This window comes from Rhodococcus sp. DMF-1 (assembly GCF_021441945.1).
GTDB classification, from domain to species: domain Bacteria; phylum Actinomycetota; class Actinomycetes; order Mycobacteriales; family Mycobacteriaceae; genus Rhodococcus; species Rhodococcus ruber.
In genome coordinates this window covers 2,162,747-2,187,611 of the sequence record NZ_CP090442.1, presented here as the reverse complement: position 1 = coordinate 2,187,611, position 24,865 = coordinate 2,162,747, and the positions used below count along the sequence as shown (strand labels likewise).

Genomic DNA, 24,865 nt, shown 5'->3' with positions numbered 1-24,865 from the left:
CACTGGCAGAATCGGGGAGTGAGTACCGCAGCCCGTCTACGCCCAGCACCGCCCCTCCCCGAAACCCGGCGTGGGTTCGGGACGAGCGTCGCGCGCTGGACACGCCGGCTGGTGCTCGGAGTGGTGCTCGCGGCGATCGCGGTCCTCGCCGGGACCGCGGTGCGGGTGTGGCAGGTGGCGCGCATCGACGACTGGAGCCCGGCCGACGCCATCGTCGTGCTCGGCGCCGCCCAATACTCCGGCACCCCCTCGTCGGTGTTCCAGGCCCGCCTCGACCAGGCCTTCACCCTGTACGAGAACCGGGTAGCCGAACGGATCGTCACCGTCGGCGGGAAGCAGGAGGGTGACCTGTTCACCGAGGCGGCCTCCGGCAAGAACTATCTGGTCGCCAAGGGTGTGCCGGAGTCGGCGATCACCGCGGTCGAGGAGGGCTCGGACACGCTGCTCAGTGTCGAGGCGGTCGGACGCGAGATGAGCGCGCAGGGGCTGCACTCCGCGGTGCTGGTGAGCGATCCGTGGCATTCGCTGCGTACTCGCACCATGGCCCGCGACGCCGGTCTCGATGCGTGGACCGCGCCGACCCGCACCGGACCCGCCGTGTACACCCGGGAGTCGCAGCTGCACGGGATCGCCCGTGAGACGGGCGCGCTGATCTGGTACCAGCTCACCCACGACTCGGCGGACTTCCCCTACACGGCCGCACAGTGAAGGAGGACGTGATGCCGGGCTACGACGAACACGACCTCGAACGGCGTGTCACCGAGGTCCCGAAGGTATCGGCGCTCGCCGGTGCCGGGCCGGCGACCGCGAGCCGTACGCCGTTCGCGCGGGACCGCGCCCGGGTCCAGCACAGCGCCGCCCTGCGGCGGCTCGCCGACAAGACCCAGGTCGTCGGCCCCCGCGACGGTGACACTCCGCGCACCCGGCTCACCCACTCGATCGAGGTCGCCCAGATCGGCCGCAGCATCGCCGACGGGCTCGGTTGCGATCCCGACCTGGTGGACCTCGCCGGCCTCGCGCACGACATCGGGCACCCGCCCTACGGTCACAACGGCGAGCGCGCCCTCGACGAGGTAGCCGCCGGGTGCGGCGGATTCGAGGGCAACGCGCAGAATCTGCGGATCCTCACGTGCCTCGAGCCGAAGATCGTCCATCCCGACGGCGCGAGCGCCGGTCTCAATCTCACCCGCGCGGCCCTCGACGCGACACTGAAGTATCCGTGGACCCGCCCGGCGCCCGGCGCGAAGTTCGGCGCCTACGACGACGACGCCGACGTCCTCGAGTGGGTGCGCGACGGCGCGCCGGACCGGCGCAAGTGCCTCGAAGCCCAGATCATGGACTGGTCCGACGACGTCGCCTACTCCGTCCACGACGTCGAGGACGGCGTGATCGACGGACGGATCGACCTGCGCGTGCTCACCGACCCGGCGTCGGTGAACACGCTCGTCGATCTCGGCATGCGCGAGTTCTCCGGTCTCGATCCGAACGAGCTGGTGGAGGCCTCGAAGCGACTGTCGCAGATGCCGGTGGTCCAGGCCGTCGACACCTACGACGGCAGCCTCGCGTGCTCGGTGGCGCTCAAGCGGCTCACCAGTGAACTCGTCGGCCGCTTCGCGACGGCCGCGATCATCGGCACCCGCGCCGTCACCGGCGATCGCCCGGTCACCCGCTACGACGCCGACCTCGTCGTCCCGCCTGTCGTCGCGTCCGAGGTGGCCCTGCTCAAGACCATGGCCCTGCAGTTCGTGATGTCCGATGCCGCCCACCGGCAGCGTCAGGAACGGCAGCGGGAACGGATCCACCGCGTCGCCGAATGGCTCGAGCGCACGGCCCCTGTCGGCCTCGACCCGTTCTTCGTCCCCCTCTGGGACGCCGCGCCCGACGACGCCGCCCGCATGCGGGTGATCGTCGACCAGATCGCTTCGTGCACCGAGTCCCGGCTCGAGCGGATCGACCGCGACAGCCTCGCCGCGCAGGCGAGTTGGGGGTAGCGCCTAGACTCGTCGTCGTGGCCGGGCGAATTTCAGACAGGGACATCGCGGCCGTCCGTGACCGCGTCCGGATCGAGGACATCGTCGGCGAGTACGTCGCCCTCAGGCGCGGCGGCGCCGATTCGATGAAGGGGCTGTGCCCCTTCCACGACGAGAAGTCCCCGTCCTTCCACGTCCGTCCCAACCACGGCCACTTCCACTGCTTCGGCTGCGGCGAGGGCGGCGACGTGTACTCGTTCCTGCAGAAGATCGAGCACATCAGTTTCGTCGAAGCCGTCGAGCAGCTCGCCGACCGGGTCGGCTACACCCTCAACTACGAGGGCGGGGGACCGTCGGTGCAGCGCGACCGCGGCACCCGCGCACGGCTCGTCGCCGCCAACGCGGCGGCGCAGGAGTTCTACGCCGAGCAGCTGCGGACGCCCGACGCTCAGGCGGCGCGGGACTACCTGACCGAACGCAGCTTCGACGAAGCCGCGGCCGCGGCGTTCGGGTGCGGATACGCTCCCGCCGGCTGGGATGCGCTCACCAGGCACCTGCTCTCCCGCGGCTTCGAATTCGCCGAGCTCGAGGCGGCCGGTCTGTCCAAGCAGGGTCGCCGCGGACCCATCGACCGGTTCCACCGGCGGCTGCTGTGGCCGATCCGCAACCTCGCCGGCGACGTCATCGGATTCGGAGCCCGCCGCCTGTTCGACGACGACACGCTCGCGGCAAAGTACGTCAACACCCCGGAAACGTTGCTCTACAAGAAATCCCAGGTGCTGTTCGGACTCGACCTGGCCAAGCGGGAGATCGCCAAGGCGCACCAGGCGGTGATCGTCGAGGGCTACACCGACGTCATGGCAATGCACCTGTCGGGCGTGAAAACCGCAGTGGCCGCGTGCGGCACCGCGTTCGGCGACGAGCATCTGGCGATGCTGCGGCGACTGCTCATGGACGACAGCTACTTCCGCGGTGAGATCATCTACACCTTCGACGGCGACGCCGCCGGCCGGGCTGCGGCGATGAAGGCGTTCGAGGGCGACCAGAAGACCACGGCGAAGACATTCGTCGCGATCGCACCGCAGGGCATGGATCCGTGCGAGCTGCGGCAGGAGTCCGGCGACGGAGCGGTGCGCGACCTCGTCGCCCGGCGCACCCCGATGTTCGAGTTCGTCGTCAAGTCGATTCTCGCCGAGCACGACCTCGACACCGCCGAGGGTCGGGTGGAGGCGCTGCGCCGGACGGTTCCCGTGGTGGCCCGGATCAAGGAACGTACGCTGCGCGACAGTTACGCGGTGCAGTTGTCGCACTGGGTGGGCTGGGACGACATTCCGGCCGTCCGCCGCCGGGTGCAGGAGGAGTCCCGTCGCGTCGCGCGCGGCGGCGACGAGAAGGCACGCACCGTCGCGCCGCACCAGCGGGCGGAGGCGGGGCCCGCGGAGACGGTCCTGCGTCGGCCGCGTCCCGACGATCCGGCGCTGTGGCCGCAGCGCGACGCCCTCAAGGCGGCGCTGCAGTACCCCGGCATCGCCGGGACCGTGTTCGATTCGCTGCCCGCGGAGACGTTCACCGATCCGGCCTACGCGGCCGTCCGCGAAGCCGTGGCCGCGGTCGGCGGGACCGGCGCGGGACTCGGCGGCGCGGAATGGGTCGACGCCGTCGGCCGCGCCGCCACCGACCCCGTGGTGCACTCGCTGGTCATGGAACTCGCGGTGGACTCGCTGCCCGCGGAGGAGGACCGGATGCCCCGCTACATCGGCGGGGTCCTCGCGCGGCTGCAGGAGGTCTGGGTGGGGGAGCAGGTCGCCGAACTCAAATCCAAACTGCAGCGCATCTCCCCGGCCACCGAATCCGACGAGTTCCACTCGCTGCTCGGGGACCTCGTCGCACTCGAGCAGTATCGGCGCAGCCTGCTCGACCAGGCCATCGGCGACACCAGCGGCGACGGCCTGGCCGGCTGACCCCACGCCACCCGCGTCACCGCCGCAACTGGTCGCGGGGGACGAGGATCGTGGTCTGCTCGTCGAGCGGCTTCATCGGTTCGAGCTTCGGCTCCGGGCTGAGGGAGTCGGCCAGCTTCTGCCGGCTCACCTCGATCGCCTTCTTCGTCACCGGGCTACCTGCGACCGCCTTCGCCGTCCTGCTGAGCTGTTCGTATCGGGCGCGGCCCGCCCGTGTCCCCAGGACGTAGCCCGCGGCAACCCCCACCAAAAGTCCGATCAACGTCGTCTCCGTTCAGCCGTGTCAGCGTCTTACCCATCCTGCCCGATCCAGGTCCCCGGGCTCACAGGCAGGCGATTTGGTGCCGCGTCGGGTGGGGCGCTACAGTTCTTCACGCACCGCGGGAAACGGCGGGGCACGCAGGACAATCCCCTGTAGCTCAATTGGCAGAGCATTCGACTGTTAATCGAACGGTTGCTGGTTCGAGTCCAGCCGGGGGAGCTTCCGGAAAACCCCTTCCACCCGATCTCGGGTGGAAGGGGTTTTCGCGTCCCGGCCGGCACGAACCGTGGCCGGTGTGACGGAAGTTACACACGCCTCCTCGTGGCCGCGGTTCGGCCTGGCCCGGCGACACGGGGTGACCCGCGACCGGGACCGGCCGTCGCGGCCGGTAGCATTCGGCACACGTCGCGTACCTTCGGATACGCGCGGACGGGGCGGTAGCTCAGTCGGTTAGAGCCGTGGACTCATAATCCATTGGTCGCGGGTTCGAGCCCCGCCCGCCCCACCCTTCCCGCTCCGGCCGTCACACCCCCTGGAGCCGGATCTGCTGGAAGGCGACGGCGTGCCGCACGCCGATTCGGGTTCCGGCGGCCGCGGTGAACTCGCGCAGGAACGCCGCAGGATCGAAGTCCCGGCCCAGCCCGTCCAGGTAGGACCGGTGGGCGCGCAGTGATTCGATTCCGGCGTCGAGACTCTCGGTGACGTCGACGGCGTGCGACGGCTCGTTCGCGCCCATCAGGTACACGTGGCCGACCCCGTGCCACGGAGGCAGGTTCTCGTCGAGCAACTCGGGGAAGATCCAGCGATTGCCGGCGTCGCGGGCGCCGTCGAGTACCGCCAGGCCCACGGCGCGGTGGTCGGCCTGATTGACGATGCGCCCGCCGTCCAGTCCGTAGGTGGGCTCGTACGTGGCGGTGATCAGCACGTCCGGCCGGAACCTCCGGATCTCGCGGGCGATGGCGCGGCGCAGGTCGAGTCCGTATTCGACGACGCCGTCGCGGTATCCGAGGAATGTCACGTCCTCGACGCCGACGACGGCGGCGGCTTCGAGCTGCTCGCGGCGTCGCAGAGGTGCCGCCTCGGCGGGGGTGCGGCCGTCGATGCCGGCCTCGCCGTCGGTGGCGACGACGTAGGCCACCGACTTGCCCGAGCGGGTCCAGCGGGCGACGGCGCCGGCCGCGCCGTACTCGAGGTCGTCGGGATGCGCGACGACGGCCATCGCGCGGTTCCAGTTCTCGGGCAGCGTGGTCGATGTGGTGTTCACGACGGGTCCTTTCGAGTCGGTGACCGGGTCTCCTTTCGGACGTCGCACCGCGGCGAAGGACGCATTCGCCGAGCGCGAACGACGCGGCTGCGTCCGTTCGGCGCGACGGTCGTCAGTAGGGAGGACACACGGTGACGAGGATCCATGGTGGATTCCCGGGCCGGTGTCCCGATTTCGAGGAGAGACCGCCATGTCTGCCACCCGAGTCCAGCTCGCTCTCAACGTCGAGGACATCACCGCGGCGACCGAGTTCTACACCGCGTTGTTCGGGGTGTCACCGCACAAACAGCGCCCCGGGTACGCCAACTTCGCGATCGAGGACCCGCCGCTGAAGCTGGTGCTGATCGAGAATCCCGGTGCGCGCGAACGTCTGAACCACCTGGGGATCGAGACGGACGGCCCCGACGAGGTGTCCGGAGCGCTGGCTCGGTTCCGTGCTGCCGGACTGACCGCCACGATCGCCGAGCAGGATCTGTGCTGCCATGCCGTGCAGGACAAGGTTTTCGTCGACGCGCCCGACGTGCCCAACGGATGGTGGGAGTACTACGCCGTGACCGACGACGATCCCGCCAACCCGGACGGGCTGACGGGTTCGGCGTGTGCGGTCGCCTGCGCGAGCGAGGACAGCCCGACAGCGGGGGCCTGCTGCGGCTGATCGGAACTCGCCCCGGTGTGCCGTCCGGCGACGGCACACCGGCGCGCACCGCAGGATCAGCACCCCTGGATCAGCGGGGGTCGCCGGCGCAGCGGCAGTCGGTCGGGGTGGTGTAGTCCACGGGCATCCCGTGCGCATCGAGGGTCAGGGCGCAGCACCGTCCGAGCAGTTCGGCCAGCTTCCGCCGGCCCCGCTGGACCCGGGACTTCATTCCCGACAGCGACACCCCTTCGACGGCGGCGGCGCGGGCCTGCGTCAGACCTTCCAGGTCGGTCAGCTCGACGGCTCGGCGCTGCTCGGGGGAGAGCCCGTCGAGCAGCGGGCGCAGGCAGGCGGCCAGCTCCCGCTGGGCGGTCGCCGCGTCGTCCCCGTCCGGTCCGGCCGGGTCGGGCGCGTCGCCGGTGAGCGGTGCGAGCCGGTCCCGATCCCGGGCGGCCCGTCGGTAGTCGTCGATGATCGCGCTGCGGGCGATCCGGTACACCCACCGGATCAGGTGCTCGCGGTCCTCGACCCGGCCGAGGTTCCTGTGGACGCGCAGCAGGATTTCGCCGAGCACGTCGTCGGCGCGGTCCGGATCGGCGATCCGCCGCTGCACGAAGACGCGGAGCTGCGCTCCGAACTCGCGCCAGACGGCTTCGGTGGTCAGGGCGTCCGCGTCCGTCGCGGACCTGGTGGATGCCGTGGTCAGGGTGGATGCCGTGGTCATGGTGTGGTCCTCCGGGAAGGGGCGCTGTACGGGCGGTGTCCCTCCACAGACGACGGTACCGGGGAAAGGACGCACTCCCACGTCGGTGCCTGCACGCTCCGCCGGGATTGCGTCCCTGCGGCGGCGGCGACGTCTGTCTCGGTGCCAGTGCGGGACACACGATCCCGCAGCATCGGACGAAGGAGTGATCATGACCGGCATCGTGGAACGTGACGGCGACCGGGCGCTGAAGGCCAGGCACCGGGCGTTGTGGGCGGCCGGGAACTATCCGGCGGTCGCGGCCGACCTGATCCCGACGTTCGGGCCGACGCTCGTCGCCGCGGCCGGGGTGGTGGCGGGCCTGCGGGTCCTCGACGTGGGCGCCGGATCCGGCAACGCTGCCATCCCGGCCGCCGAACGGGGCGCGATCGTCACCGCCGCCGATCTGACGCCGGAGTTGTTCGTCGCGGGCCGCAGCGCCGCGGCGGAGCGGGGCGTGGACCTCGAGTGGGTGGAGGCGGACGCGGAGGCCCTGCCGTTCCCCGACGCCGGCTTCGACGTCGTGCTCTCCAGCGTGGGCGCGATGTTCGCACCACACCACCGGGCCGTCGCCGACGAACTGCTGCGGGTGTGCCGGCCGGGTGGGACGATCGGGATGATCAACTGGACACCGGAGGGCTTCATCGGTCAGCTGTTCCGGCTCATGGCCCCGTATGCGCCGCCGCCCCCGCAAGGCGCGTCGCCGCCCCCGATGTGGGGCGACGAGCGGCACGTCCGCGAGTTGTTCGGCGATCGGATCAGCGACCTGAGCATGGATCGCCGAAGCGTGGTGATGGACCACAGCCCGGAGCCGGCCGAGTTCCGCGAGTACTGGAAGCGCAACTACGGTCCGGTGATCGCGGTGTACCGGTTCAACGCCGCCGACCCGGACCGGACCGCGGAGCTCGACCGGAGCTTTCTGCAGTTCCTCACGGACTGGAATCGAGCCGGAGAGCCCGGCCGGACCGCGTACGACGCCGAGTACCTGCTGCTCACCGCCCGCAAGAGGTAGCCGCCCCGGTAGGTGCGGGCGCTGCAGTGCTGCCGAAGGGGGAGGATGCGAGGCCCCGCCGGCTTCGCGCGTCGTCGCCGGCGGGGCAGGGCCACTGTGCAGGGGGGCGTGGCCGGATTCGAGCGTAGGCGGCCTGCGAGCGGATGTGAAGGAGAACGGCCCGGTCGGGCAGGGTAGAAGGTCCCGAACCAGGCGATTCGGGCGCCTCGAGGGGGTGCGGACCGGCTCAGCGGCGCTTCCGCGTGCCGTGCAAGGGGTGGACATCCGCGTAGCTGTCGAGGATCTCGCGGATCTCGGTGACGGCCTTCCGGCGCGACTCCGCATCCGCGATGCGTCCGAGCTGCTGCTTGAGGCTCACTGCCAGTTCGGCGTAGTCGTTCTGCCAATCGCGCCCGCTCAGGCGCGCGACGTCCGCGCGAGCGGGTCGAACCCGTGACGCGGGGGCGCCGGGCGCCACCTGGTAGCTCTCGCCGATCTCCGGGGTGACGATCGACAGCGAAGGATCGAGCTCGTGCACCAGTTCGGCCAGCGCCGCCACGGCCTCCGGCTCGCCGTGGGTGAGGAACAGGCTGCCTGCCACGGGACCGCGTGCCGTGATCCAGTCCAGGAGTTCGGCCTGATCCGCGTGTGCGGAATAGCTGTCGATCCGCCGGATCTGCGCCCGCACGTCGATGTCCTGACCGGAGATGCGGACACGCTTCGCACCGTCGAGAATCACGCGGCCGAGCGAACCCTGCGCCTGGAAGCCGACGAACAGAATCGTCGAATCCCGGCGGTGCAGATTGTGCTTCAGGTGGTGACGGATGCGCCCCGCCTCGCACATTCCCGAGGCCGCGATGATGATCGCTCCCGAGACGTCGTTGATCCGCTTGGACGTGGAGGCGTCGTCGATGTAGTGGATCGCCGGATGGTGGAAGATGTTCTTCCCCTCGAGATCCTCGAGTTCGCTCGCGTGCGCGGCGAACACCGCGGTCGCCCGGTTGGCGAGCGGTGAGTCGACGAACACCGGCACCGCGGGGATGCGGTTCTCGTCGACGAGGTGTGCGATGTCGAGCAGCAGTTCCTGCGTCCGTTCCAGCGCGAAGGCGGGGACGACGAGGTTGCCGCCGTGCCCGACCGCACGGTCGATCTCCTCTTCGAGCAGGTCACGCCGTTGCTCGATCGTCATCCGCACGCGGGTCCGGTTTCCGTAGGTGGATTCGCAGACGAGATGGTCCGGCCCCGAGGGGCCGGTCGGGTCGGGGTGGAACGCCTTCTGGGCGGGACCGAGGTCGCCGGAGAAGAGCAGGCGCACACCCTCCGCGTCGATCTCCGCCGACGCGGCCCCCAGTATGTGCCCCGCGTTCCACAGCCGTGCGCGAAAGCCTGCAGCGGGCTCGAACCACTCTTCGAGCGCCACAGGACGGGCCTGCCCCCAGGCGGCAAGGGCGTCTGCCTCCGTGTACAGCGGGGCGAACCTCCTTCCGCGCGTGCGGTCGCGTCGCCGATTCCGCCGCTCGGCTTCGAACTCCTGGATGCGCCCGGCGTCGGCGAGCATGAATTCCAGCAGGTCGGTGGTCGGGCCGGTGCAGAAGATCGGCCCCTCGAAACCCTGGGCCACCAGCTTGGGCAGCAGACCGCAATGATCGATGTGGGCATGGGTGAGGACGACGGCGTCGATCTCGTCCGGTGCGAACGCGAAGTCACCGTAGTTCAGCTCTTCGAGAGTGCGTGAGCCCTGGAACAGGCCGCAGTCCACCAGAATCCGCGTCGAGTCCAGCGCGATCTCCGTGCACGAGCCGGTGACCGTCTGCGCGGCGCCGTGGAAGACGAGAGTCGGGTCGTGCGCCACACGCAGCTCCTACGACATGGAATCGCGGCCGAAATTGCGGGTACCACAGTCAAGCTATCCGAACCTCGGGTCGGTCGGACCCGGTTGGGCATGTCGCGTATCGGAGTGCGCCGACGGGACCGCACCCGCCGGCCGTGGATATCACCCCGGGTCTCACCCTCGCCTGCTGTCACACGCGCCGGCGCCTGCCCGATGGACATCGTGGTGGCGTCGAGCACCCCGACGTTCGGCGCCACCTCGGACCGGCGCCCGGCCCGGACGGGCCGGGCGCCGCGTCAGTCCCGCAGCTCCGCGCACACGGTGCGCGGCCGCTCGGCGCGGGCCGCACCGTGCGGGCGCCGTCGTGGTCCCTTCGGCTGCATCGGACCGGGCCGCGGGGACCGATGCTCGGCTCTGAGGGCGATCGCTGCCCCGACGATCGTGGCCACCACCGCAGCGACGGCGACCCACGCGACGAGCAGCGAGGCGATCACGTTCATGCCGTCTACACCGCCGCTGCCCGGGGAAGGGTTACGCGGTTTTCGATCTTCACCCTGGGATTCACCCTGGTCGACGTCCCGTTCGCGTGATCGGTCCGGTTTCACCGCGCCGGCGCCGCCGGCCCGGCGGGTGCGGCGGGTGCGGCGGGGGTGCGGTCCGGCTTGCGGCCGGGCCGATCACCAACGATAGAACCTGTTCCAATTTCGCCGTCTTGTGGCTATGGTCACATGCGTACACACGCACTGTGACGGAGGGCGATGCAGATGAAGACCAAGGGCGCGATCCTGTGGGGTCTCAACGAGCCGTGGTCGGTGGAGGAAATCGAGATCGGTGACCCGGTCGCGGGCGAGGTGCAGATCCGCATGGAGGCGGCGGGGATGTGCCACTCGGACCACCACATCGTCACGGGAGCGACGCCCATGCCGTCCTTCCCGGTGATGGGCGGCCACGAGGGGTCCGGCGTCATCACGAAGGTCGGCGACGGCGTCGTCGGCCTGGAGGTCGGCGATCACGTCGTCCTGTCCTTCATTCCGGCATGCGGTCGCTGCCCGTCGTGCGCCACCGGTCACTCGAACCTGTGCGATCTCGGCGCGGGCCTGCTCAGCGGGATGGCGATCTCCGACGGCACCTACCGGATCCAGGCGCGCGGACAGCACGTGATCCCGATGTGCCTGCTCGGCACCTTCTCGCCGTACATGACGGTCAACCAGACACAGGTCGTCAAGATCGACAAGGACGTCCCGTTCGAGCTGGCCGCCCTCGTCGGCTGCGGCGTGCCCACCGGCTGGGGCTCGGCCACCCACGTCGCCGACGTCAAGCCCGGGGAGGCTGTCGCCGTGATCGGCGTGGGGGGCGTGGGGATGAGCGCCCTGCAGGGCGCCGTCGCGTCCGGAGCGCGACAGATCTTCGCGATCGACCCCGTGCCGTGGAAGCGGGAGCAGGCCCTGAAGTTCGGCGCGACGCACGCCTACCCGTCGATGGCCGAGGCGCTCATGCCGATCATGGAGACCACGTGGGGACGCATGGCGGACAAGACGATCATCACCGTGGGCGAGATGCGCGGCGAGTACGTCGAGGAGGCCTTGCAGCTGACCGCGAAGAACGGCCGCTGCGTGGTCACCGCGATGGGGCACATGACGGACATGGACGTGAAGCTGAACGCGTTCCTGTTCGCGATGCTGCAGAAGGATCTGCAGGGCAACATCTTCGGCGGCTGCAATGCGCGGGTCGACATTCCGAACCTGCTCGCGATGTACAAGGCCGGACAGCTCAACCTCGCGGACATGGTCACCCGCACGTATACCCTCGAGCAGGTCAACGACGGCTACCAGGACATGCTCGACGGGAAGAACATCCGCGGCGTCATCCGGTACACCGACGCCGATCGGTGATTCCGCGGCCACCGGTGCCGTCTTCTAGGCTGGGTACGTGAACAGCCTCGACGCGATCTCCGACTGGCCTGTCGACCACGCCGCCGCCGCGGTTCTCACCCGCGCCGGCGGCGTCGTCGCAGAGCGCGGCGACCAGTTGCGGCTCTACCGTCTCGCATCGGTCACCAAGCCGCTCGTCGCCTACGCGGTCCTCGTCGCTGTGGAGGAGGGCGCGCTCGAACTCGATCAGCCCGCCGGTCCGCCGGGGTCGACCGTCCGCCATCTGCTGGCGCACGCCTCGGGACTGGCCTTCGACGAACGCGTGTCGCAGGCGGAGCCCGGCCGCAAGCGGATCTACTCGAGCGCGGGCTTCGAAATTCTCGCGGAGCTCGTCGAGGGCGAGACCGGCATCCCGTTCCCCGAATACCTCACCCAGGCCGTCTTCGAGCCGCTCGGCATGCGGGAGTCGTCGCTGCCGGGACCTGCCGGGCACGGTGGGCAGTCGTCGCTCACCGACCTGACGCACTTCGCCGCGGAACTGCTCGCGCCCCGTCTGGTGTCGACCCAGACGCTTGCGGAGGCCACCCGGGTGCAGTTCCCCGGTCTCGACGGGATCGTGCCCGGGTACGGGATGCACAAGCCCAACGACTGGGGGCTCGGTGTCGAGATCCGCGGCCGGAAGGACCCCCACTGGACCGGTGCGGCCAATTCACCCGAAACGTACGGGCACTTCGGTCAGTCCGGTACATTCCTGTGGGTCGATCCCCGCGCGGGGATCGCGTGTGTCGTGCTGACGGACAGGGCATTCGGCGAGTGGGCGAAACCACTGTGGCCCGCCCTCGCGGACGACGTCCTCGCCGAATTCTCAAATTCCTCATCCGTTCCCTAGCGAAACAGGAGTAACACGGGCAGACTGTCCTCTGTCGCCATGCGCGACCGCTTCGATGTCAGGCCGTTGGGGAAGACGTCCCTCGTCGAAGTGGAGGTGTGTAGTGCGTGCGTCGAACCAGTTCGCGGATGCGACGACCGGGGTGGTCTACATCCACTCGTCGCCTGCTGCGGTCTGCCCGCATATCGAATGGGCACTGGCCGCCACCCTCGATTGCCGTCCGGATCTCACCTGGATCGGTCAACCGGTCGACGTCGGACAACTGCGCACCACTGTGAACTGGGCGGGTCCGGTGGGGACCGCCGCACGCCTCGTCGACGCCCTCCGGGTGTGGCCGATGATCCGCTTCGAGATCACCGAGGACCCCAGCGACGGCGTCGACGGCGAGCGCTACAGTCACGTGCCCGGACTGGGACTGTGGCGGGGCAACACGAGCGCGAACGGCGACGTCGTGGTCGGCGAGATGCGGCTGCGGTCACTGCTCGCCGGTGGCAGCAACATCGTCGAGGAGCTGAACCGGGTGTTGGGCACGGCCTGGGACGAGGCCCTCGAGCCCTACCGCAGCGGCGGCGAGGGCGCCGAGGTGACCTGGCTGCGCCGGAACGTGGGATAGGCCGCTACGCGGCCCGTGCGTCTTTTGGGCTGCTGGGGCAACCCAAAAGACGCACCGGCGGCGCAGCCGCCTACAGCGGGATGTTCTTGTGCCGGCCGCGACGCGCCGGAGCCGACGCCAGCGCCTGGGCGAGCGTGCTGCGGGTCGTCGCCGGATCGATGAGTTCGTCGACGACACCGATCGACATCGCCCGGCCGACGCCGCCGGCGATGGCTTCGTGCTCGGCGGCGAGACGGTCGTGCAGCGCCTCGCGTTCCTCTTCCGGTGCCGCGGCCAGGGCCCGCTTGTGCAGGATCCCCACCGCCGCCTTGGCGCCCATCACGGCGACCTCGGCGTCGGGCCAGGCGAACACGGCGGTCGCACCCAGGGCCCGGGAGTTCATCGCGATGTAGGCGCCGCCGTAGATCTTCCGGGTCACCAGCGTCACGCGGGGCACCTCGGACTCGGCGAAGGCATGCAGCAGCTTCGCTCCGCGACGGACCACACCCTCCCACTCCTGGCTCACGCCGGGCAGGTAGCCGGGCACGTCGACGACGACGACGAGAGGGACCCCGAACGCATTGCACAGGCGCACGAAGCGCGCGGACTTCTCGGCGCTGACGGAATCCAGGCAGCCACCGAGACGCAAGGGGTTGTTCGCGATGACGCCGACGGTGCGGCCGCCGAGACGACCGAAACCGGTGACGACGCTGCGCGCCCAGCCGGCCTGCAGTTCCTCGAAGCTGGACTCGCCCTCGACGTTGTCGAGCAGCTCGTGCACGATCGGGCGGACATCGTAGGCGCGGCGCGGGGATTCGGGCAGCAGCGCCCGCAAGTCGGTGTCGCCGCGACGGGCGGCGTCGAGGTCGAACTCGCCTTGTTCGGCAAGCATCGACACGAGGCGACGGGCCCGGTGCAGGGCGTCGTCCTCGTCGTGGGCGGCGATGTGCGCAACGCCCGACTTCTTGGTGTGGGTGTCCGGACCGCCGAGCGATTCCATGTCGACCTGCTCACCGGTGACGCTGCGCACCACGTCGGGACCGGTGACGAAGATGCGGGCCTCGGGCGCCATGATGACGATGTCGGTGAGTGCCGGTCCGTAGGCGGCGCCACCCGCCGCGAACCCGAGGACGACGGAGATCTGGGGGATCCGCCCGGAAGCGCGGACCATTGCCTCGAAGATCAAGCCGACCGCGTGCAGGGAGTCGACGCCCTCTGCGAGCCGGGCACCGCCCGAATGCCACAGCCCCACGATCGGGATGTCCTGCTCGAGGGCGGTGTCGATGGCGTCGACGATGTGCTTGCAGCCGTCCACGCCCATGGCGCCACCCATCACGGTGGCGTCGGAGCAGTACGCGACGGTCCGGACGCCGTCGATGGAACCGATCGCGGCGAGCATGCCGGACTTGTCCCGGGGGTGCAGCAGGCTCAGGGTGCCCGCGTCGAACAGTCGCTCGAGCCGCCGGAGCGGATCGCGGGGATCGACGGCAGCGTCGCGCGTCTGAGCAGGTTCCAGGACGGTCATCGCGTTCTCCTCGGGCAAGGCAAGAGCGGGGGATGGGCGCCGGGGGTGGGGATCTCGTGACGAGATCCCCACCCCGACGGCGAGCGAAGTCCGGTCGGGTCAGGCCCGGCCGAACGCGAGCGCAACGTTGTGCCCACCGAAACCGAACGAGTTGTTCAGCGCGAAATCGATCTGGCCGTACCGGGCTTCGCCCTTCACGACGTCGAGATCGATCTCTGGATCCTGGTTGTCCACATTGAGCGTGGGCGGGATGACCCCGTCCCGCAGGCTCAGGACCGTCAGGACCGCTTCCAGCGCACCGACCGCACCGATCGAATGCCCGAGGGCACCCTTCGGTGCGTACACCGCGGCGTGGTTGCCCACCGCGGCATTGATCGCCTTCGCCTCGGCGATGTCGCCGATGGGCGTGGCGGTGGCATGCGCGTTGACGAAGCCGATGTCGGACGGCGTCAGGCCGGCGCCGTGGAGGGCCTTCGTCATGGCGCGTGCCGCGCCGGTCCCCTCGGGATCGGGGGCCACGATGTGGAATCCGTCCGAGGTGATGCCGGCGCCGAGCAGACGGGCGTGGATGGTGGCGCCGCGAGCCTTGGCGTGTTCCTCGGTCTCGAGCACCATCAGCGCGCCGGCCTCGCCGAAGACGAAACCGTCGCGGTCCTTGTCGAACGGGCGCGACGCCCCACGCGGATCCTCGTTGCGGGTGCTCAGTGCCCGCATCATGGCGAAGCTGGCGGTGGCAACCGCGTCGAGCTGGCCCTCGACACCACCGGCGACGACGATGTCGGCATCGCCCATCGCGATCATCCGGTAGGCGTGGGCGATGGCCTCGTTGCCGGACGAGCAGGCGGACACCGGCGTCATCACGCCGGCCTTCGCGCCGAGCTCGAGACCCACGGTCGCCGACGGGCCGTTCGGCATGACCATCTGCACGGCGAACGGAGACACCTTGCGGTAGCCGCCGCCGCGCAGCTTGTCGACCGCGTCGATGAGCGCTTCGCCACCACCGAGACCGGTGCCGACGACGACGCCGAGGCGTTCGCGGTCGACCTCCGGGCTGCCGGCATTCGCCCACACGGTGCGGCCGAGGTGGAGCGCGAGCCGCTCGACGAAGCTCATCCGGCGGATCTCGACGCGTGAGAGGGTTTCGTCGGGGCTCGTCGTGAGCTTGCCGCCGATGCGAACCGGCAGGTCGAACTCGTCGACGAATCCGGTCAGCGTGTCGATCCCGCTCTCACCGGCGAGCAGGCCCTTCCACGTGGCATCCACGTCACCTGCGATCGATGTCGTGGCCGCGAGGCTGGTGACGACGACGTTGGGAAATGTCCCTGTGCGGGGAGAGGCGGAAGTCACGGTTGAGCTCACTCGTTGTCGTTCGTGGCCTGGACGCCCTCGGCCTCGAGCTTCTGGATGTACGCGACGGCGTCACCGACGGTGCGCAGGCTCGCGAGATCCTCGTCGGGGATCTTCACGCCGTACTTGTCCTCGGTCTGCACGGCGATCTCCACCATGGACAGGGAGTCGATGTCGAGATCGTCGACGAACGACTTCTCGACGGTCACCTCGGAGGGCTCGATGCCGGTGACCTCTTCGATGATCTCCGCGAGACCGGCGATGATTTCTTCCTGGGTGGCGGCCACGTCGTGGCTCCCTTCTTCGTTTCGTCTTGCTGTGATCGGACCGGGTGGAGGGTTCCGCCCGGATTCCGGGTGCCCGTCGAGGGCAGGTCCCGTGCTGCGCGACGCGCGCGCAGCAAACTAACCGACTCTGATCGATTCGGCCAGCGCTGAGATCTCCTCAGGGGTCTGGAGTGCCGTGGTCGGCGTGCCGCGCATCTCACGCTTGGCGATGCCGACCAGGGTGCCGGCCGGGGGAAGCTCCACGACCGCCGAGACCTCGGCCGCACGCAGGGTCGCGGTGCACAGGTCCCAGCGCACCGGTCGGGTGACCTGTGCGGCAAGCTTGGTCAGTGCGTCCGCTCCCGAGGCGACCGGCGCCCCGTCGGAGTTGGACAGCAACGTGCGGGTCGGATCGCTGGGCACGATCTTCGCCGCGGCCTCGGCGACGGCTTCCTGGGCCGGGGCCATGAATGCGGTGTGGAAGGCCCCGGCGACCGGAAGGGGCCGGATCCGGGCCTTCTCCGGAGCGTTCGCCGCGAGCTCCTCGAGCGCCGTGAGGCGGCCGGCGGCGACGATCTGGCCGGCGGCGTTCACGTTCGCCGGCGTCAGGCCCAGCTCGGCCAGCCGGGCGAGCACCTCGTCCTCCCGGCCGCCGAGCACGGCCGACATGCCGGTCGGCTCGAGCGCGCACGCCCGGGCCATCTCGGCGCCGCGGACGGCAGCGAGCATGACCGCCTCGTCCGCGCTGATGACGCCGGCGATGGCCGCGGCGGCGAGCTCACCGACCGAATGCCCGGCGACGATCGTGTCGTCCGGGACGAGGCCGCGGGACTCGAGCTCCTCGTAGGCGAGCAGTGCCGTCGCGACGACCAGCGGCTGGGTCACGGCGGTGTCGGTGATCTCCGCGGCCGTCGCGGTGGTGCCGAGGCGTTCGAGGTCGAGGCCCGAGGCCTTCGACCACAGCTGGACGCGATCGCGGGCGCCGGCCTGCTCCAACCAGGAGGCGAGCATGCCGGGTTTCTGGGACCCCTGACCGGGGGCGAGCAGCGAAATCACGATGATCAGGGAACACCCTGGAGACAGTCCTGCGAGATGTCGGTAGGGATGAACTCTCGGGTGCAGTTTTGTAGGGTTTCAACAAAACTGCACGTCGGCGTTCACCATCGACGAAGTGCCGTCCCCTGTTACGCGCCCGGTTCGCGCAATGTGAAACGGGAGACGGGTGGGACTGGAGTCCGCAATTCGTTATGACTTCGAGCCAACCTTCCCACGGTGGCCGCGATCCGCAACACGTACGCATCACGGGGATTCGTCGGGTCCCGGCCGGTGACTTCTGTGATCCGCTTGAGTCGGTACCGCACGGTATTTGGATGAACAAACAGCTGCCGGGCGCAGGTCTCGACAGCACCCCCGCAGTCGAGGTATGCGTCGAGGGTGTCGGCCAGCGCCACACCCGCCTCGGTGAGCGGAGCCACCACATCGTCCTCGAGGGCAGCGATCGCTCCCGCGTCGCCGAGCAGGGCCCGCTCCGGCAACAGCTCCGCCGCATGCACCGGCCGCGGCGCGCCCCGCCACCCGGCCACCGCTTCCATCCCGGCCATCGCCTCGACCGCGGAGGCATGCGCCGACGCGAGGGTGGGCGTGGTGGGACCGATCACCACCGGATCGTCCGAGAAGCTGCGCATCAGCTCGGACCGGAACGCCATTGCCTCGACGCTCCCGTGCAGCTCGCCGCTGACCACCATCACGAGCCGCTCGCCCTGCACCACCGCCAGCGCCGCCCGGCCGTGCTGCTGCGCGATCGAGTGCACGGTCGTCACGACCGAGACCCCCTCGTTCGGCGGGGGAGTGCCGATGATCACGGTGGCCGGCGCCGTCGCATCCCAGTTCAGCGTCGCGGCGCGCGAGAGCATGTCCGACCCGGTGTCGCCACGGACCACCGCGTCGACGACCAGCGCCTCGAGGCGGGTGTCCCACGCGCCGCGGGACTCCGCGGCGCTCGCGTACACCGAGGCCGCGGCGAACCCGAGTTCCCGGCCGTAGCGCAGCGTCGCCTCGGTGAGCGCGACGAGTTGCTGCTCGTTGCGTGCCAGGGCCGGCAGCCACTGCTCGAAGAACTCCATGGCAGCGCGGACCATGTCCACGGTCTGGCGCAACGTCAGCCGCCGCGCCAGGTCCTGCGGGATCACCTGGAACGCGTCCAGGCTGAACCGCAGGTCGCTGTCGGGATTGCGCACCCATTCGAGGAAGTCGACGACCGCCGTCTGGATGATCAGCTGCACGTTGGACCGCTGCGACGCGTCGAGATCGGCGAAGAACGGCAACTGTTCCTGCATGGAGTGCACGGCCTCGGTGGACAGCCGTCCGGAGAACTGCTTGACGCGACGCAGGAGCGCATCGGGCAGGGGATCTCGCTCCGGCCGCGCCGGCGGCACCGGACGCCCCGTAGGGACGCCCGGTGCGCGCTTCGGACGCGGCTCTGCGGGTTCTACGACCATGGGACGAAACTACGCCCGCGGCCCGCCGCCCGCGGCAGAGCGGTTCGGATCAGGCCACGCCGGGATCCGAGGTCTGCTCCGGTGCGGCCGCCACGTCGTCGATCCGGTACCGCTGGGCGGCCTCGACCGCCCGCGCGCGATCGACAGCGCCGTCCCGGCCGAGGGCGGCGAGCACCGCGACCACCGTGGACTCCGCGTCGATGTTGAAGAATCGGCGCGCGGCGGGGCGGGTGTCGGAGAACCCGAACCCGTCGGCGCCGAGGGTGGTGTAGTCGCCCGGCACCCACTGCCGGATCTGGTCCGGTACCGCACGCATCCAGTCGGAGACGGCCACGAACGGCCCGGCGGCGTCGGCCAGGATCTTCGCCACGTACGGCGTCGGAGCGTCGGCGCCCGGGTCGAGCAGCGCCTGCCGCTCGCATTCGACACCGTCGCGGCGCAGCTCGCCCCACGAGGTCACCGACCACACGTCTGCGGCCACGCCCCACTCCTCGGCCAGCATCTCCTGGGCCCGCAACGCCTCGGGCATGAGCACGCCGGAGGCGAGGATCTGCGCCTTCGGCCCGGCGCCCTCGCCGCGGCGGTACAGGTAGATGCCCTTGAGCAGGCCCTCGACGTCGAGGTTCTCCGGCTCGGCCGGCTGCACGTACGGCTCGTTGTAGAGGGTGATGTAGTAGAAGACGTTCTCGCCACCGAACCCGTCGACGCCCTCCGTGCCGCCGTACATGCGGCGCAGACCGTCCTTGACGATGTGCGCGAGCTCGTAGGAGAACGCGGGATCGTAGGACACCACCGCCGGGTTCGTCGACGCCAGCAGCAGCGAATGCCCGTCGGCGTGCTGCAGCCCCTCACCGGTGAGGGTGGTGCGGCCGGCTGTCGCGCCGAGCACGAATCCGCGGGCCATCTGGTCCGCCGCCGCCCACAGGCCGTCGCCGGTGCGCTGGAAGCCGAACATCGAGTAGAAGATGTACAGGGGGATCATCGGCAGCCCGTGCGTGGCGTACGAGGTGCCGACCGCGGTGAACGAGGCGGTGGACCCGGCCTCGTTGATGCCCTCGTGCAGGATCTGCCCGGCGACGCTCTCCTTGTAGGCGAGCATCAGCTCCGCGTCGACCGACGTGTACAGCTGGCCGTTGCGGTTGTAGATCTTCAGCGACGGGAACCACGAGTCCATGCCGAACGTGCGGGCCTCGTCCGGGATGATCGGCACGATGCGCGGACCGATCTCCTTGTCGCGCAGCAGCTCCTTCATGATGCGCACCAATGCCATGGTGGTGGCCACCTGCTGCTTGCCGGAGCCCTTGCGGACCACCTCGTAGGTCTTGTCCCCCGGCAGCGGCAGCGGAGCGTCGGCGGTGCGGCGTTCGGGCAGGAACCCGCCGAGCGCGCGGCGCCGCTCGAGCATGTACTGGATCTCCGGCGAGTCGTTGCCCGGGTGGTAGTACGGCGGCATCTTCGGGTTCGCCTCGAGTTCGGCGTCCGAGATCGGGATGCGCTGCAGATCGCGGAAGTACTTGAGGTCCTCGAGCGTGAGCTTCTTCATCTGGTGCGTGGCGTTGCGACCCTCGAAGTGCTTGCCGAGGGTGTACCCCTTGATCGTGTGTGCGAGGATCACCGTCGGCTGACCCTTGTGCGCCATGGCCGCGGCGTACGCCGCGTAGATCTTGCGGTAGTCGTGGCCGCCGCGCTTGAGGTTCCAGATCTCCTGGTCGCTGAGGTTCTTGACCAGCTCCTTCGTGCGCGGATCGCGGCCGAAGAAGTGCTCACGGACGAAGGCCCCGTCGTTGGCCTTGTAGGTCTGGTAGTCGCCGTCCGGCGTCACGTTCATCAGATTGACGAGCGCACCGTCCTTGTCGGCGTGCAGCAGGGCGTCCCACTCCCGGCCCCAGACCACCTTGATGACGTTCCAGCCGGCCCCGCGGAAGAACGACTCCAGCTCCTGGATGATCTTGCCGTTGCCGCGAACCGGACCGTCGAGGCGCTGCAGATTGCAGTTGACCACGAACGTGAGGTTGTCCAGACCCTCGGTGGCCGCGACGTGCGCGAGACCGCGCGACTCCGGTTCGTCCATCTCGCCGTCGCCGAGGAACGACCACACGTGCTGGTCGGAGGTGTCCTTCAGACCGCGGTCGTGCAGGTAGTGGTTGAACCGCGCCTGGTAGATCGCGTTCATCGGGCCCAGGCCCATCGACACCGTCGGGAACTCCCAGAAGTCCGGCAGCAGCCGCGGATGCGGGTAGGACGGCAGGCCGCCGCCCTGGTCGGCGTGGCTGGCCTCCTGGCGGAACCCGTCGAGTTGCTCGGCCGGGATGCGGCCCTCGAGGTAGGCGCGGGCATAGATGCCGGGGGAGGCGTGCCCCTGGATGAAGATCTGGTCACCGCCGCCCGGGTGGTCCTTGCCGCGGAAGAAGTGGTTGAAGCCCACCTCGTACAGCGCCGCGGAGGACGCGTAGGTGGAGATGTGGCCGCCGACGCCGATGCCGGGACGCTGTGCGCGGTGCACCATGATCGCGGCGTTCCACCGGATGAAGGCGCGGTAGCGGCGCTCGACCTCCTCGTCGCCGGGGAACCACGGCTCGTTCTCGGTCGGGATGGTGTTCACGTAGTCGGTCGAGGTCAGTGCCGGAATGGACACATGGCGTTCGCCGGCGCGCTCGAGCAGGCGCAGCATCAGGTAACGGGCACGCGCAGGACCGGCGGACTCGAGCAGCCCGTCGAACGACTCGAGCCACTCCGTGGTCTCGGCCGGGTCTATGTCCGGCAGGTAGGAGGCCACGCCCTCGCGGATGACCCGCACGCGGCCGTCGGTGGCCCCGGTGGTGTTCGGCGAGGATCCCGCTTCCGAGGCGCCCGGTGTGGCGGCGCTCGTCGAGGAATCGGGCTCGTGGATCAGGTCTGTCAACGTCTGCTCCTCATCGTGGTGGGGCGCGCAGGTGTGGCGCCCGCTCCGTAGGGCCGGCTCTTGTGGGAGCCGACTCATCGACATCTGAACGAGATGCACTGCTCATCTTCCCCCATCGCGCGGTAGGAGGCATCCCCCCGGGTGTACAACGCCTGCAGGCCGGGTATCCGCACGGTTCGGGTCCGCGCGGCGGGTCGGCGTGTGGCGCTTCTCGCGGTAACGTCCCGGGAAGATTCTTGTGAGTTTCCGTGCGATTCGGCTTGCGTTGAGCTCCCCGAGGATGTTCGCTTTGAAAAATCGCTCATGACATCCGGTACGCGGCACGCCCGCGGCCACAACCGAAGGAGGACACCACCGTGGTCGCCGCGGCGGACGCCCAGAACTACGTTCAGAAGCTCGGTATCTCCCACGACCAGGTGGTTCAGGAACTCGGTTGGGACGAGGACACGGACGACGACCTGCGGGCCGCCGTCGAGGACACGATCGGATCGGACCTGCTCGACGAGGAATCCGACGAGGTCGTCGATGTGGTGCTGCTCTGGTGGCGCGACAGCGACGGAGACCTCGTCGATGCGCTGATGGATGCGATCGGCCCGCTCGCCGACGAGGGCGTCGTCTGGGTTCTGACGCCGAAGACCGGGCGTCCGGATCATGTCGAGCCCAGCGAGATCGCCGAATCGGCCACGACCGCCGGCCTGACCCAGACCTCGACCGCCAATCTCGGCGACTGGGTGGGCAGCCGGCTGGTGCAGCCGAAGGCCGCCCGCACCAAGCGCTGAGCACACCGCTCAGTTCCTCTCCATCGACGTAAGGACTACCGACGCACATGGCGATCGAGGTGGGTGCCCAGGCGCCCGATTTCACACTCAAGGACCAGAACAACCAGGAAGTGACGCTGTCGAGCTTCCGCGGGAAGAAGAACGTGCTGCTCGTGTTCTACCCGCTCGCGTTCACCGGCGTCTGCCAGGGCGAGCTGTGCGCCGTGCGGGACGACCTGCCGACCTACGAGAACGACGACACCGCGATCGTCGCCGTGTCGGTGGGGGCCTCGCCCACGCACAAGATCTGGGCCGCCGAGCAGGGCTACACGTTCCCGCTGCTCTCCGATTTCTGGCCGCACGGTGCCGTGGCCCAGGCCTACGGTGTGTTCAACGAGAAGTTCGGTTTCGCCAACCGCGGCACCTTCGTCGTCGACAAGGACGGCATCGTCCGGTTCGCCGAGGAGAATCAGCCCGGCGAGCCCCGTGACCAGGGCGCTTGGGTGCGAGCGCTGGCCGCGCTAAAGTCCTGAGGCACAGTCCGGCGGCGCGAGCCGCCGGATCTGCGGGCGTGTAGCTCAGTGGTAGAGCTCTGGTTTTACACACCAGCGGTCGGGGGTTCGAAACCCTCCGCGCCCACCAGGAATGTGGCCGTGAAAGACCTGGTCAGGGACCGGGCGCGTATGCCTCGACGGGACTTTTGCCCACACGTGTCGACGTCCGCGGACGCAGCCGGGCTCGTGGGGCCGCACCCGGGGGTCTTTGGGCTCTGTCGCGGCTGGGCAGGGTTTGCTGTGCTCGTGGGGTGAAGGTGCCGCTGCTCACCTCGTTCGAGGGCTATCGGGCCGACCGGATCGGCCGGGACCTGCTGGCCGGCCTGACGGTGTGGGCGGTTCTGGTGCCCGAGGCCCTCGCGTACGCCACGATCGCCGGGGTGTCCCCGGTGATCGGCCTGTATGCCGCGCCCGCGGCGCTGCTCCTCTACGCGCTGTTCGGCAGCTCCCGGCACCTGGTGGTGGGGCCGATGGCGGCCACCGCTGCGCTGTCGGGTGCTGCTGTCGCCGGCATCGCCGGTGACGCCGATGCGGCAGCGCTGACGGCCGGTCTGGCGCTGCTGGTCGGGGTGCTCGGCATCCTCGCGGGGCTGGCGCGTCTGGGGTTTCTGGCTTCCTTCATCTCCGAGCCGGTGCTGAAGGGATTCATCGTCGGCCTGGCGCTGACGATCATCGTCGGTCAGCTCCCGAAGCTCTTCGGAGTCCCGAAGGGGGACGGGGACTTCTTCGAAAAAACCTGGCACCTGGTCACGTCGCTGGGTGGGACGAACGGCTGGACGTTGGCCGTCGGCGCCGGCTCCCTTGCGCTCGTCCTGGTCCTGCACCGGGTGTCGCCCCGGCTGCCCGCACCGCTGGTCGCGGTCGCCCTGGGCATCGTCGCCGTCTCGGTCCTCGACCTCGACGCCAAGGGAGTGGAGATCGTCGGGCAGATCGAGGGCGGGTTACCTCCGCTCGGCCTCCCCAGCATCCCTGGATCCGACTACGTCGCGCTGCTCGCGTCGGCGGCAGGGATCCTGCTGGTCGCGTTCGCCGAGGGCGTCGGAGCAGCCAAGAACTACGCCGCCGAGCGGCACTACGAGATCGATCCGAACCGGGAACTGCTCGGGGTGGGCACAGCGAACATCGGCGCGGGGCTGTCCTCCGGGATGATCGTCAACGGGTCCCTGTCGAAGACCGCGGTCAACGTCTCGGCCGGGGCGGTGTCGCAGCTCTCCGGCATCGTCGTGGCGGCGCTGACGGTGCTGACCCTGCTGTTCCTGACCGGTCTGTTCGCGAACCTGCCGGAGGCCACCCTCGCTGCCGTGGTGATCGCGGCCGTCACGAAGCTCGTCGACTTCCGGACGCTGCGCAAGTACGCGCGTCTGGCCACCCCGAGCCTGCGGCGGATCTACGGCGTCACCGCGTACGCGGACTTCCTCGCCGCGGCGAGCGCCATGGCGGGTGTGCTGGTCTTCGACATCCTTCCCGGGCTCTTCCTCGGCGTGGCGGTGTCGGTCCTGCTCCTGCTGTTCCGGGCCTCGCGGCCGCACGTCGCCGAGCTGGGTCGCACACCGGACGGAAGCCGCTGGGTCGACCTGCAGCGCCGTCCCGACGCGCTCACCGAGCCGGGGATCGTGGTGCTGCGCCCGGAGGCCGGGCTGATCTACGCCAACGCCGACAACGTGGCGGCCGCCGTACGCGGTCATGTCCGGGACGACACGCGGGCCGTCGTCCTCGACACCGCAGCTGTGCCGGGAATCGACATCACCGCCGTCGGCATGCTGGACCGGCTGTATGCCGAACTCGAGCACCGTCGCATCCGTCTGCTCTTCGCCGGCGAGATCGGCCAGGTGCGCGACCTGCTCAGCGCGACCGGCATCGCCAGTGTCGTCACAGGCGCACACCCGACCGTGGACGCGGCCGTCGCCGCGGCCGTCGCCGCGGCCCGTCGCAACCTCGACCAGCCCCCGGACGACGACCCGACGTCGGCGTGACCTCCGGACGGGCGGTGGAGAAGCACCGGCCG

The 24,865-nt window shown here is 69.8% G+C and carries 22 protein-coding genes and 3 tRNA genes; 14 read left to right on the top strand and 11 right to left on the bottom strand.

The genetic code is table 11. From position 1 onward, the window contains the following. The first annotated feature begins 18 nt into the window (after positions 1-18). From LZP97_RS10015 to dnaG, 3 genes are read left to right on the top strand one after another with little or no spacing between them, the layout of a single operon-like run. Positions 19-708, top strand: coding sequence for a YdcF family protein (locus LZP97_RS10015; RefSeq protein ID WP_026137657.1), 690 nt, complete (start codon positions 19-21; stop codon positions 706-708). Between the two features lie 11 nt (positions 709-719). Beyond that, positions 720-1,991, top strand: coding sequence for a deoxyguanosinetriphosphate triphosphohydrolase (locus LZP97_RS10010; RefSeq protein WP_010594275.1), 1,272 nt, complete (start codon positions 720-722; stop codon positions 1,989-1,991). A 17-nt stretch (positions 1,992-2,008) separates the two neighbouring features. After that, positions 2,009-3,931 (top strand): DNA primase, encoded by a 1,923-nt coding sequence (gene dnaG, locus LZP97_RS10005; protein WP_010594276.1) that lies wholly within the window; start codon positions 2,009-2,011, stop codon positions 3,929-3,931. Positions 3,932-3,947: 16 nt separating this feature from the next. Here dnaG and LZP97_RS10000 read toward each other — a convergent pair whose 3' ends face one another. Beyond that, the gene (locus LZP97_RS10000) at positions 3,948-4,193 is read right to left on the bottom strand and encodes a hypothetical protein (protein WP_010594277.1); all 246 of its coding nucleotides are present in this window, start codon (positions 4,191-4,193) and stop codon (positions 3,948-3,950) included. Between the two features lie 146 nt (positions 4,194-4,339). On the opposite strand from LZP97_RS10000, the gene LZP97_RS09995 reads away from it, so the two are divergent. After that, a tRNA-Asn gene (locus tag LZP97_RS09995) sits at positions 4,340-4,412 on the top strand. 212 nt (positions 4,413-4,624) lie between these two features. Next, a tRNA-Ile gene (locus LZP97_RS09990) sits at positions 4,625-4,698 on the top strand. Between the two features lie 18 nt (positions 4,699-4,716). Here LZP97_RS09990 and LZP97_RS09985 read toward each other — a convergent pair. Continuing rightward, positions 4,717-5,457, bottom strand: a complete 741-nt coding sequence (locus LZP97_RS09985; RefSeq protein ID WP_010594278.1) for a PIG-L deacetylase family protein — start codon at positions 5,455-5,457, stop codon at positions 4,717-4,719. Between the two features lie 190 nt (positions 5,458-5,647). Here LZP97_RS09985 and LZP97_RS09980 point away from each other — a divergent pair, with 190 nt between their 5' ends. Then, positions 5,648-6,112: an ArsI/CadI family heavy metal resistance metalloenzyme gene (locus LZP97_RS09980; RefSeq protein WP_017680336.1), complete on the top strand. Its 465-nt coding sequence runs from the start codon at positions 5,648-5,650 to the stop codon at positions 6,110-6,112. A gap of 70 nt (positions 6,113-6,182) precedes the next feature. Here the strand turns inward: LZP97_RS09980 and LZP97_RS09975 are convergent, their stop codons facing one another. After that, on the bottom strand, positions 6,183-6,818 hold the full coding sequence (locus LZP97_RS09975) for a sigma-70 family RNA polymerase sigma factor (protein WP_010594281.1): 636 nt from the start codon (positions 6,816-6,818) through the stop codon (positions 6,183-6,185). A 190-nt stretch (positions 6,819-7,008) separates the two neighbouring features. Here LZP97_RS09975 and LZP97_RS09970 point away from each other — a divergent pair, with 190 nt between their 5' ends. Beyond that, entirely contained in the window at positions 7,009-7,848 is an 840-nt protein-coding gene (locus LZP97_RS09970) for a class I SAM-dependent methyltransferase (RefSeq protein ID WP_029540024.1), read from the top strand. A gap of 226 nt (positions 7,849-8,074) precedes the next feature. Here LZP97_RS09970 and LZP97_RS09965 read toward each other — a convergent pair whose 3' ends face one another. Both LZP97_RS09965 and LZP97_RS09960 read right to left on the bottom strand, forming a co-directional pair. After that, positions 8,075-9,679 (bottom strand): MBL fold metallo-hydrolase, encoded by a 1,605-nt coding sequence (locus LZP97_RS09965; protein ID WP_048770938.1) that lies wholly within the window; start codon positions 9,677-9,679, stop codon positions 8,075-8,077. Between the two features lie 275 nt (positions 9,680-9,954). Next, complete coding sequence (locus LZP97_RS09960) at positions 9,955-10,158, bottom strand: hypothetical protein (protein WP_010594284.1); 204 nt, start codon at positions 10,156-10,158, stop codon at positions 9,955-9,957. 264 nt (positions 10,159-10,422) lie between these two features. Here LZP97_RS09960 and LZP97_RS09955 point away from each other — a divergent pair, with 264 nt between their 5' ends. From LZP97_RS09955 to LZP97_RS09945, 3 genes are all read left to right on the top strand, one after another. Further along, positions 10,423-11,550 (top strand): NDMA-dependent alcohol dehydrogenase, encoded by a 1,128-nt coding sequence (locus tag LZP97_RS09955; protein ID WP_010594285.1) that lies wholly within the window; start codon positions 10,423-10,425, stop codon positions 11,548-11,550. Positions 11,551-11,587: 37 nt separating this feature from the next. Continuing rightward, positions 11,588-12,418 carry a serine hydrolase domain-containing protein gene (locus LZP97_RS09950; RefSeq protein WP_040275184.1) on the top strand — a complete coding sequence of 277 codons (831 nt, stop codon included), beginning with the start codon at positions 11,588-11,590 and terminating at the stop codon, positions 12,416-12,418. A gap of 103 nt (positions 12,419-12,521) precedes the next feature. Continuing rightward, on the top strand, positions 12,522-13,031 hold the full coding sequence (locus tag LZP97_RS09945) for a DUF3145 domain-containing protein (RefSeq protein WP_003937070.1): 510 nt from the start codon (positions 12,522-12,524) through the stop codon (positions 13,029-13,031). Positions 13,032-13,101: 70 nt separating this feature from the next. Here the strand turns inward: LZP97_RS09945 and LZP97_RS09940 are convergent, their stop codons facing one another. The 6 genes from LZP97_RS09940 to aceE all read right to left on the bottom strand — a co-directional run bounded on the left by LZP97_RS09940 (position 13,102) and on the right by aceE (position 21,548). Next, positions 13,102-14,535 carry an acyl-CoA carboxylase subunit beta gene (locus LZP97_RS09940; protein ID WP_010594287.1) on the bottom strand — a complete coding sequence of 478 codons (1,434 nt, stop codon included), beginning with the start codon at positions 14,533-14,535 and terminating at the stop codon, positions 13,102-13,104. 99 nt (positions 14,536-14,634) lie between these two features. Continuing rightward, positions 14,635-15,882 carry a KasA/KasB family beta-ketoacyl-ACP synthase gene (locus LZP97_RS09935; RefSeq protein ID WP_010594288.1) on the bottom strand — a complete coding sequence of 416 codons (1,248 nt, stop codon included), beginning with the start codon at positions 15,880-15,882 and terminating at the stop codon, positions 14,635-14,637. 8 nt (positions 15,883-15,890) lie between these two features. After that, the gene (acpM, locus tag LZP97_RS09930) at positions 15,891-16,169 is read right to left on the bottom strand and encodes a meromycolate extension acyl carrier protein AcpM (RefSeq protein WP_003937073.1); all 279 of its coding nucleotides are present in this window, start codon (positions 16,167-16,169) and stop codon (positions 15,891-15,893) included. A gap of 117 nt (positions 16,170-16,286) precedes the next feature. Next, positions 16,287-17,204 carry an ACP S-malonyltransferase gene (locus LZP97_RS09925; RefSeq protein WP_017680341.1) on the bottom strand — a complete coding sequence of 306 codons (918 nt, stop codon included), beginning with the start codon at positions 17,202-17,204 and terminating at the stop codon, positions 16,287-16,289. Positions 17,205-17,332: 128 nt separating this feature from the next. Then, positions 17,333-18,646 (bottom strand): PucR family transcriptional regulator, encoded by a 1,314-nt coding sequence (locus LZP97_RS09920; protein ID WP_225222858.1) that lies wholly within the window; start codon positions 18,644-18,646, stop codon positions 17,333-17,335. Positions 18,647-18,695: 49 nt separating this feature from the next. Further along, complete coding sequence (gene aceE / locus LZP97_RS09915; protein ID WP_048770940.1) at positions 18,696-21,548, bottom strand: pyruvate dehydrogenase (acetyl-transferring), homodimeric type; 2,853 nt, start codon at positions 21,546-21,548, stop codon at positions 18,696-18,698. A 356-nt stretch (positions 21,549-21,904) separates the two neighbouring features. Here aceE and LZP97_RS09910 point away from each other — a divergent pair, with 356 nt between their 5' ends. From LZP97_RS09910 to LZP97_RS09895, 4 genes are all read left to right on the top strand, one after another. Beyond that, on the top strand, positions 21,905-22,327 hold the full coding sequence (locus tag LZP97_RS09910; RefSeq protein ID WP_003937077.1) for a DUF3052 domain-containing protein: 423 nt from the start codon (positions 21,905-21,907) through the stop codon (positions 22,325-22,327). Between the two features lie 47 nt (positions 22,328-22,374). Next, on the top strand, positions 22,375-22,839 hold the full coding sequence (locus tag LZP97_RS09905; RefSeq protein WP_010594292.1) for a peroxiredoxin: 465 nt from the start codon (positions 22,375-22,377) through the stop codon (positions 22,837-22,839). Positions 22,840-22,873: 34 nt separating this feature from the next. Beyond that, positions 22,874-22,948 (top strand) — tRNA-Val (locus tag LZP97_RS09900). A 163-nt stretch (positions 22,949-23,111) separates the two neighbouring features. Continuing rightward, complete coding sequence (locus LZP97_RS09895) at positions 23,112-24,833, top strand: SulP family inorganic anion transporter (protein ID WP_040275189.1); 1,722 nt, start codon at positions 23,112-23,114, stop codon at positions 24,831-24,833. The last annotated feature ends 32 nt before the right edge of the window (positions 24,834-24,865 follow it).

Excerpts from the sequence above, each read along its gene's own strand:
- LZP97_RS09970 (WP_029540024.1), top strand. The coding sequence starts at position 7,009 with ATGACCGGCATCGTGGAACGTGACGGCGACCGGGCGCTGAAGGCCAGG.
- LZP97_RS09920 (WP_225222858.1), bottom strand. The coding sequence starts at position 18,646 with ATGGTCGTAGAACCCGCAGAGCCGCGTCCGAAGCGCGCACCGGGCGTC.
- LZP97_RS09980 (WP_017680336.1), top strand. The coding sequence starts at position 5,648 with ATGTCTGCCACCCGAGTCCAGCTCGCTCTCAACGTCGAGGACATCACC.
- LZP97_RS10010 (WP_010594275.1), top strand. The coding sequence starts at position 720 with ATGCCGGGCTACGACGAACACGACCTCGAACGGCGTGTCACCGAGGTC.
- LZP97_RS09955 (WP_010594285.1), top strand. The coding sequence starts at position 10,423 with ATGAAGACCAAGGGCGCGATCCTGTGGGGTCTCAACGAGCCGTGGTCG.
- LZP97_RS09905 (WP_010594292.1), top strand. The coding sequence starts at position 22,375 with ATGGCGATCGAGGTGGGTGCCCAGGCGCCCGATTTCACACTCAAGGAC.
- LZP97_RS09960 (WP_010594284.1), bottom strand. The coding sequence starts at position 10,158 with ATGAACGTGATCGCCTCGCTGCTCGTCGCGTGGGTCGCCGTCGCTGCG.
- LZP97_RS09975 (WP_010594281.1), bottom strand. The coding sequence starts at position 6,818 with ATGACCACGGCATCCACCCTGACCACGGCATCCACCAGGTCCGCGACG.
- LZP97_RS09940 (WP_010594287.1), bottom strand. The coding sequence starts at position 14,535 with ATGACCGTCCTGGAACCTGCTCAGACGCGCGACGCTGCCGTCGATCCC.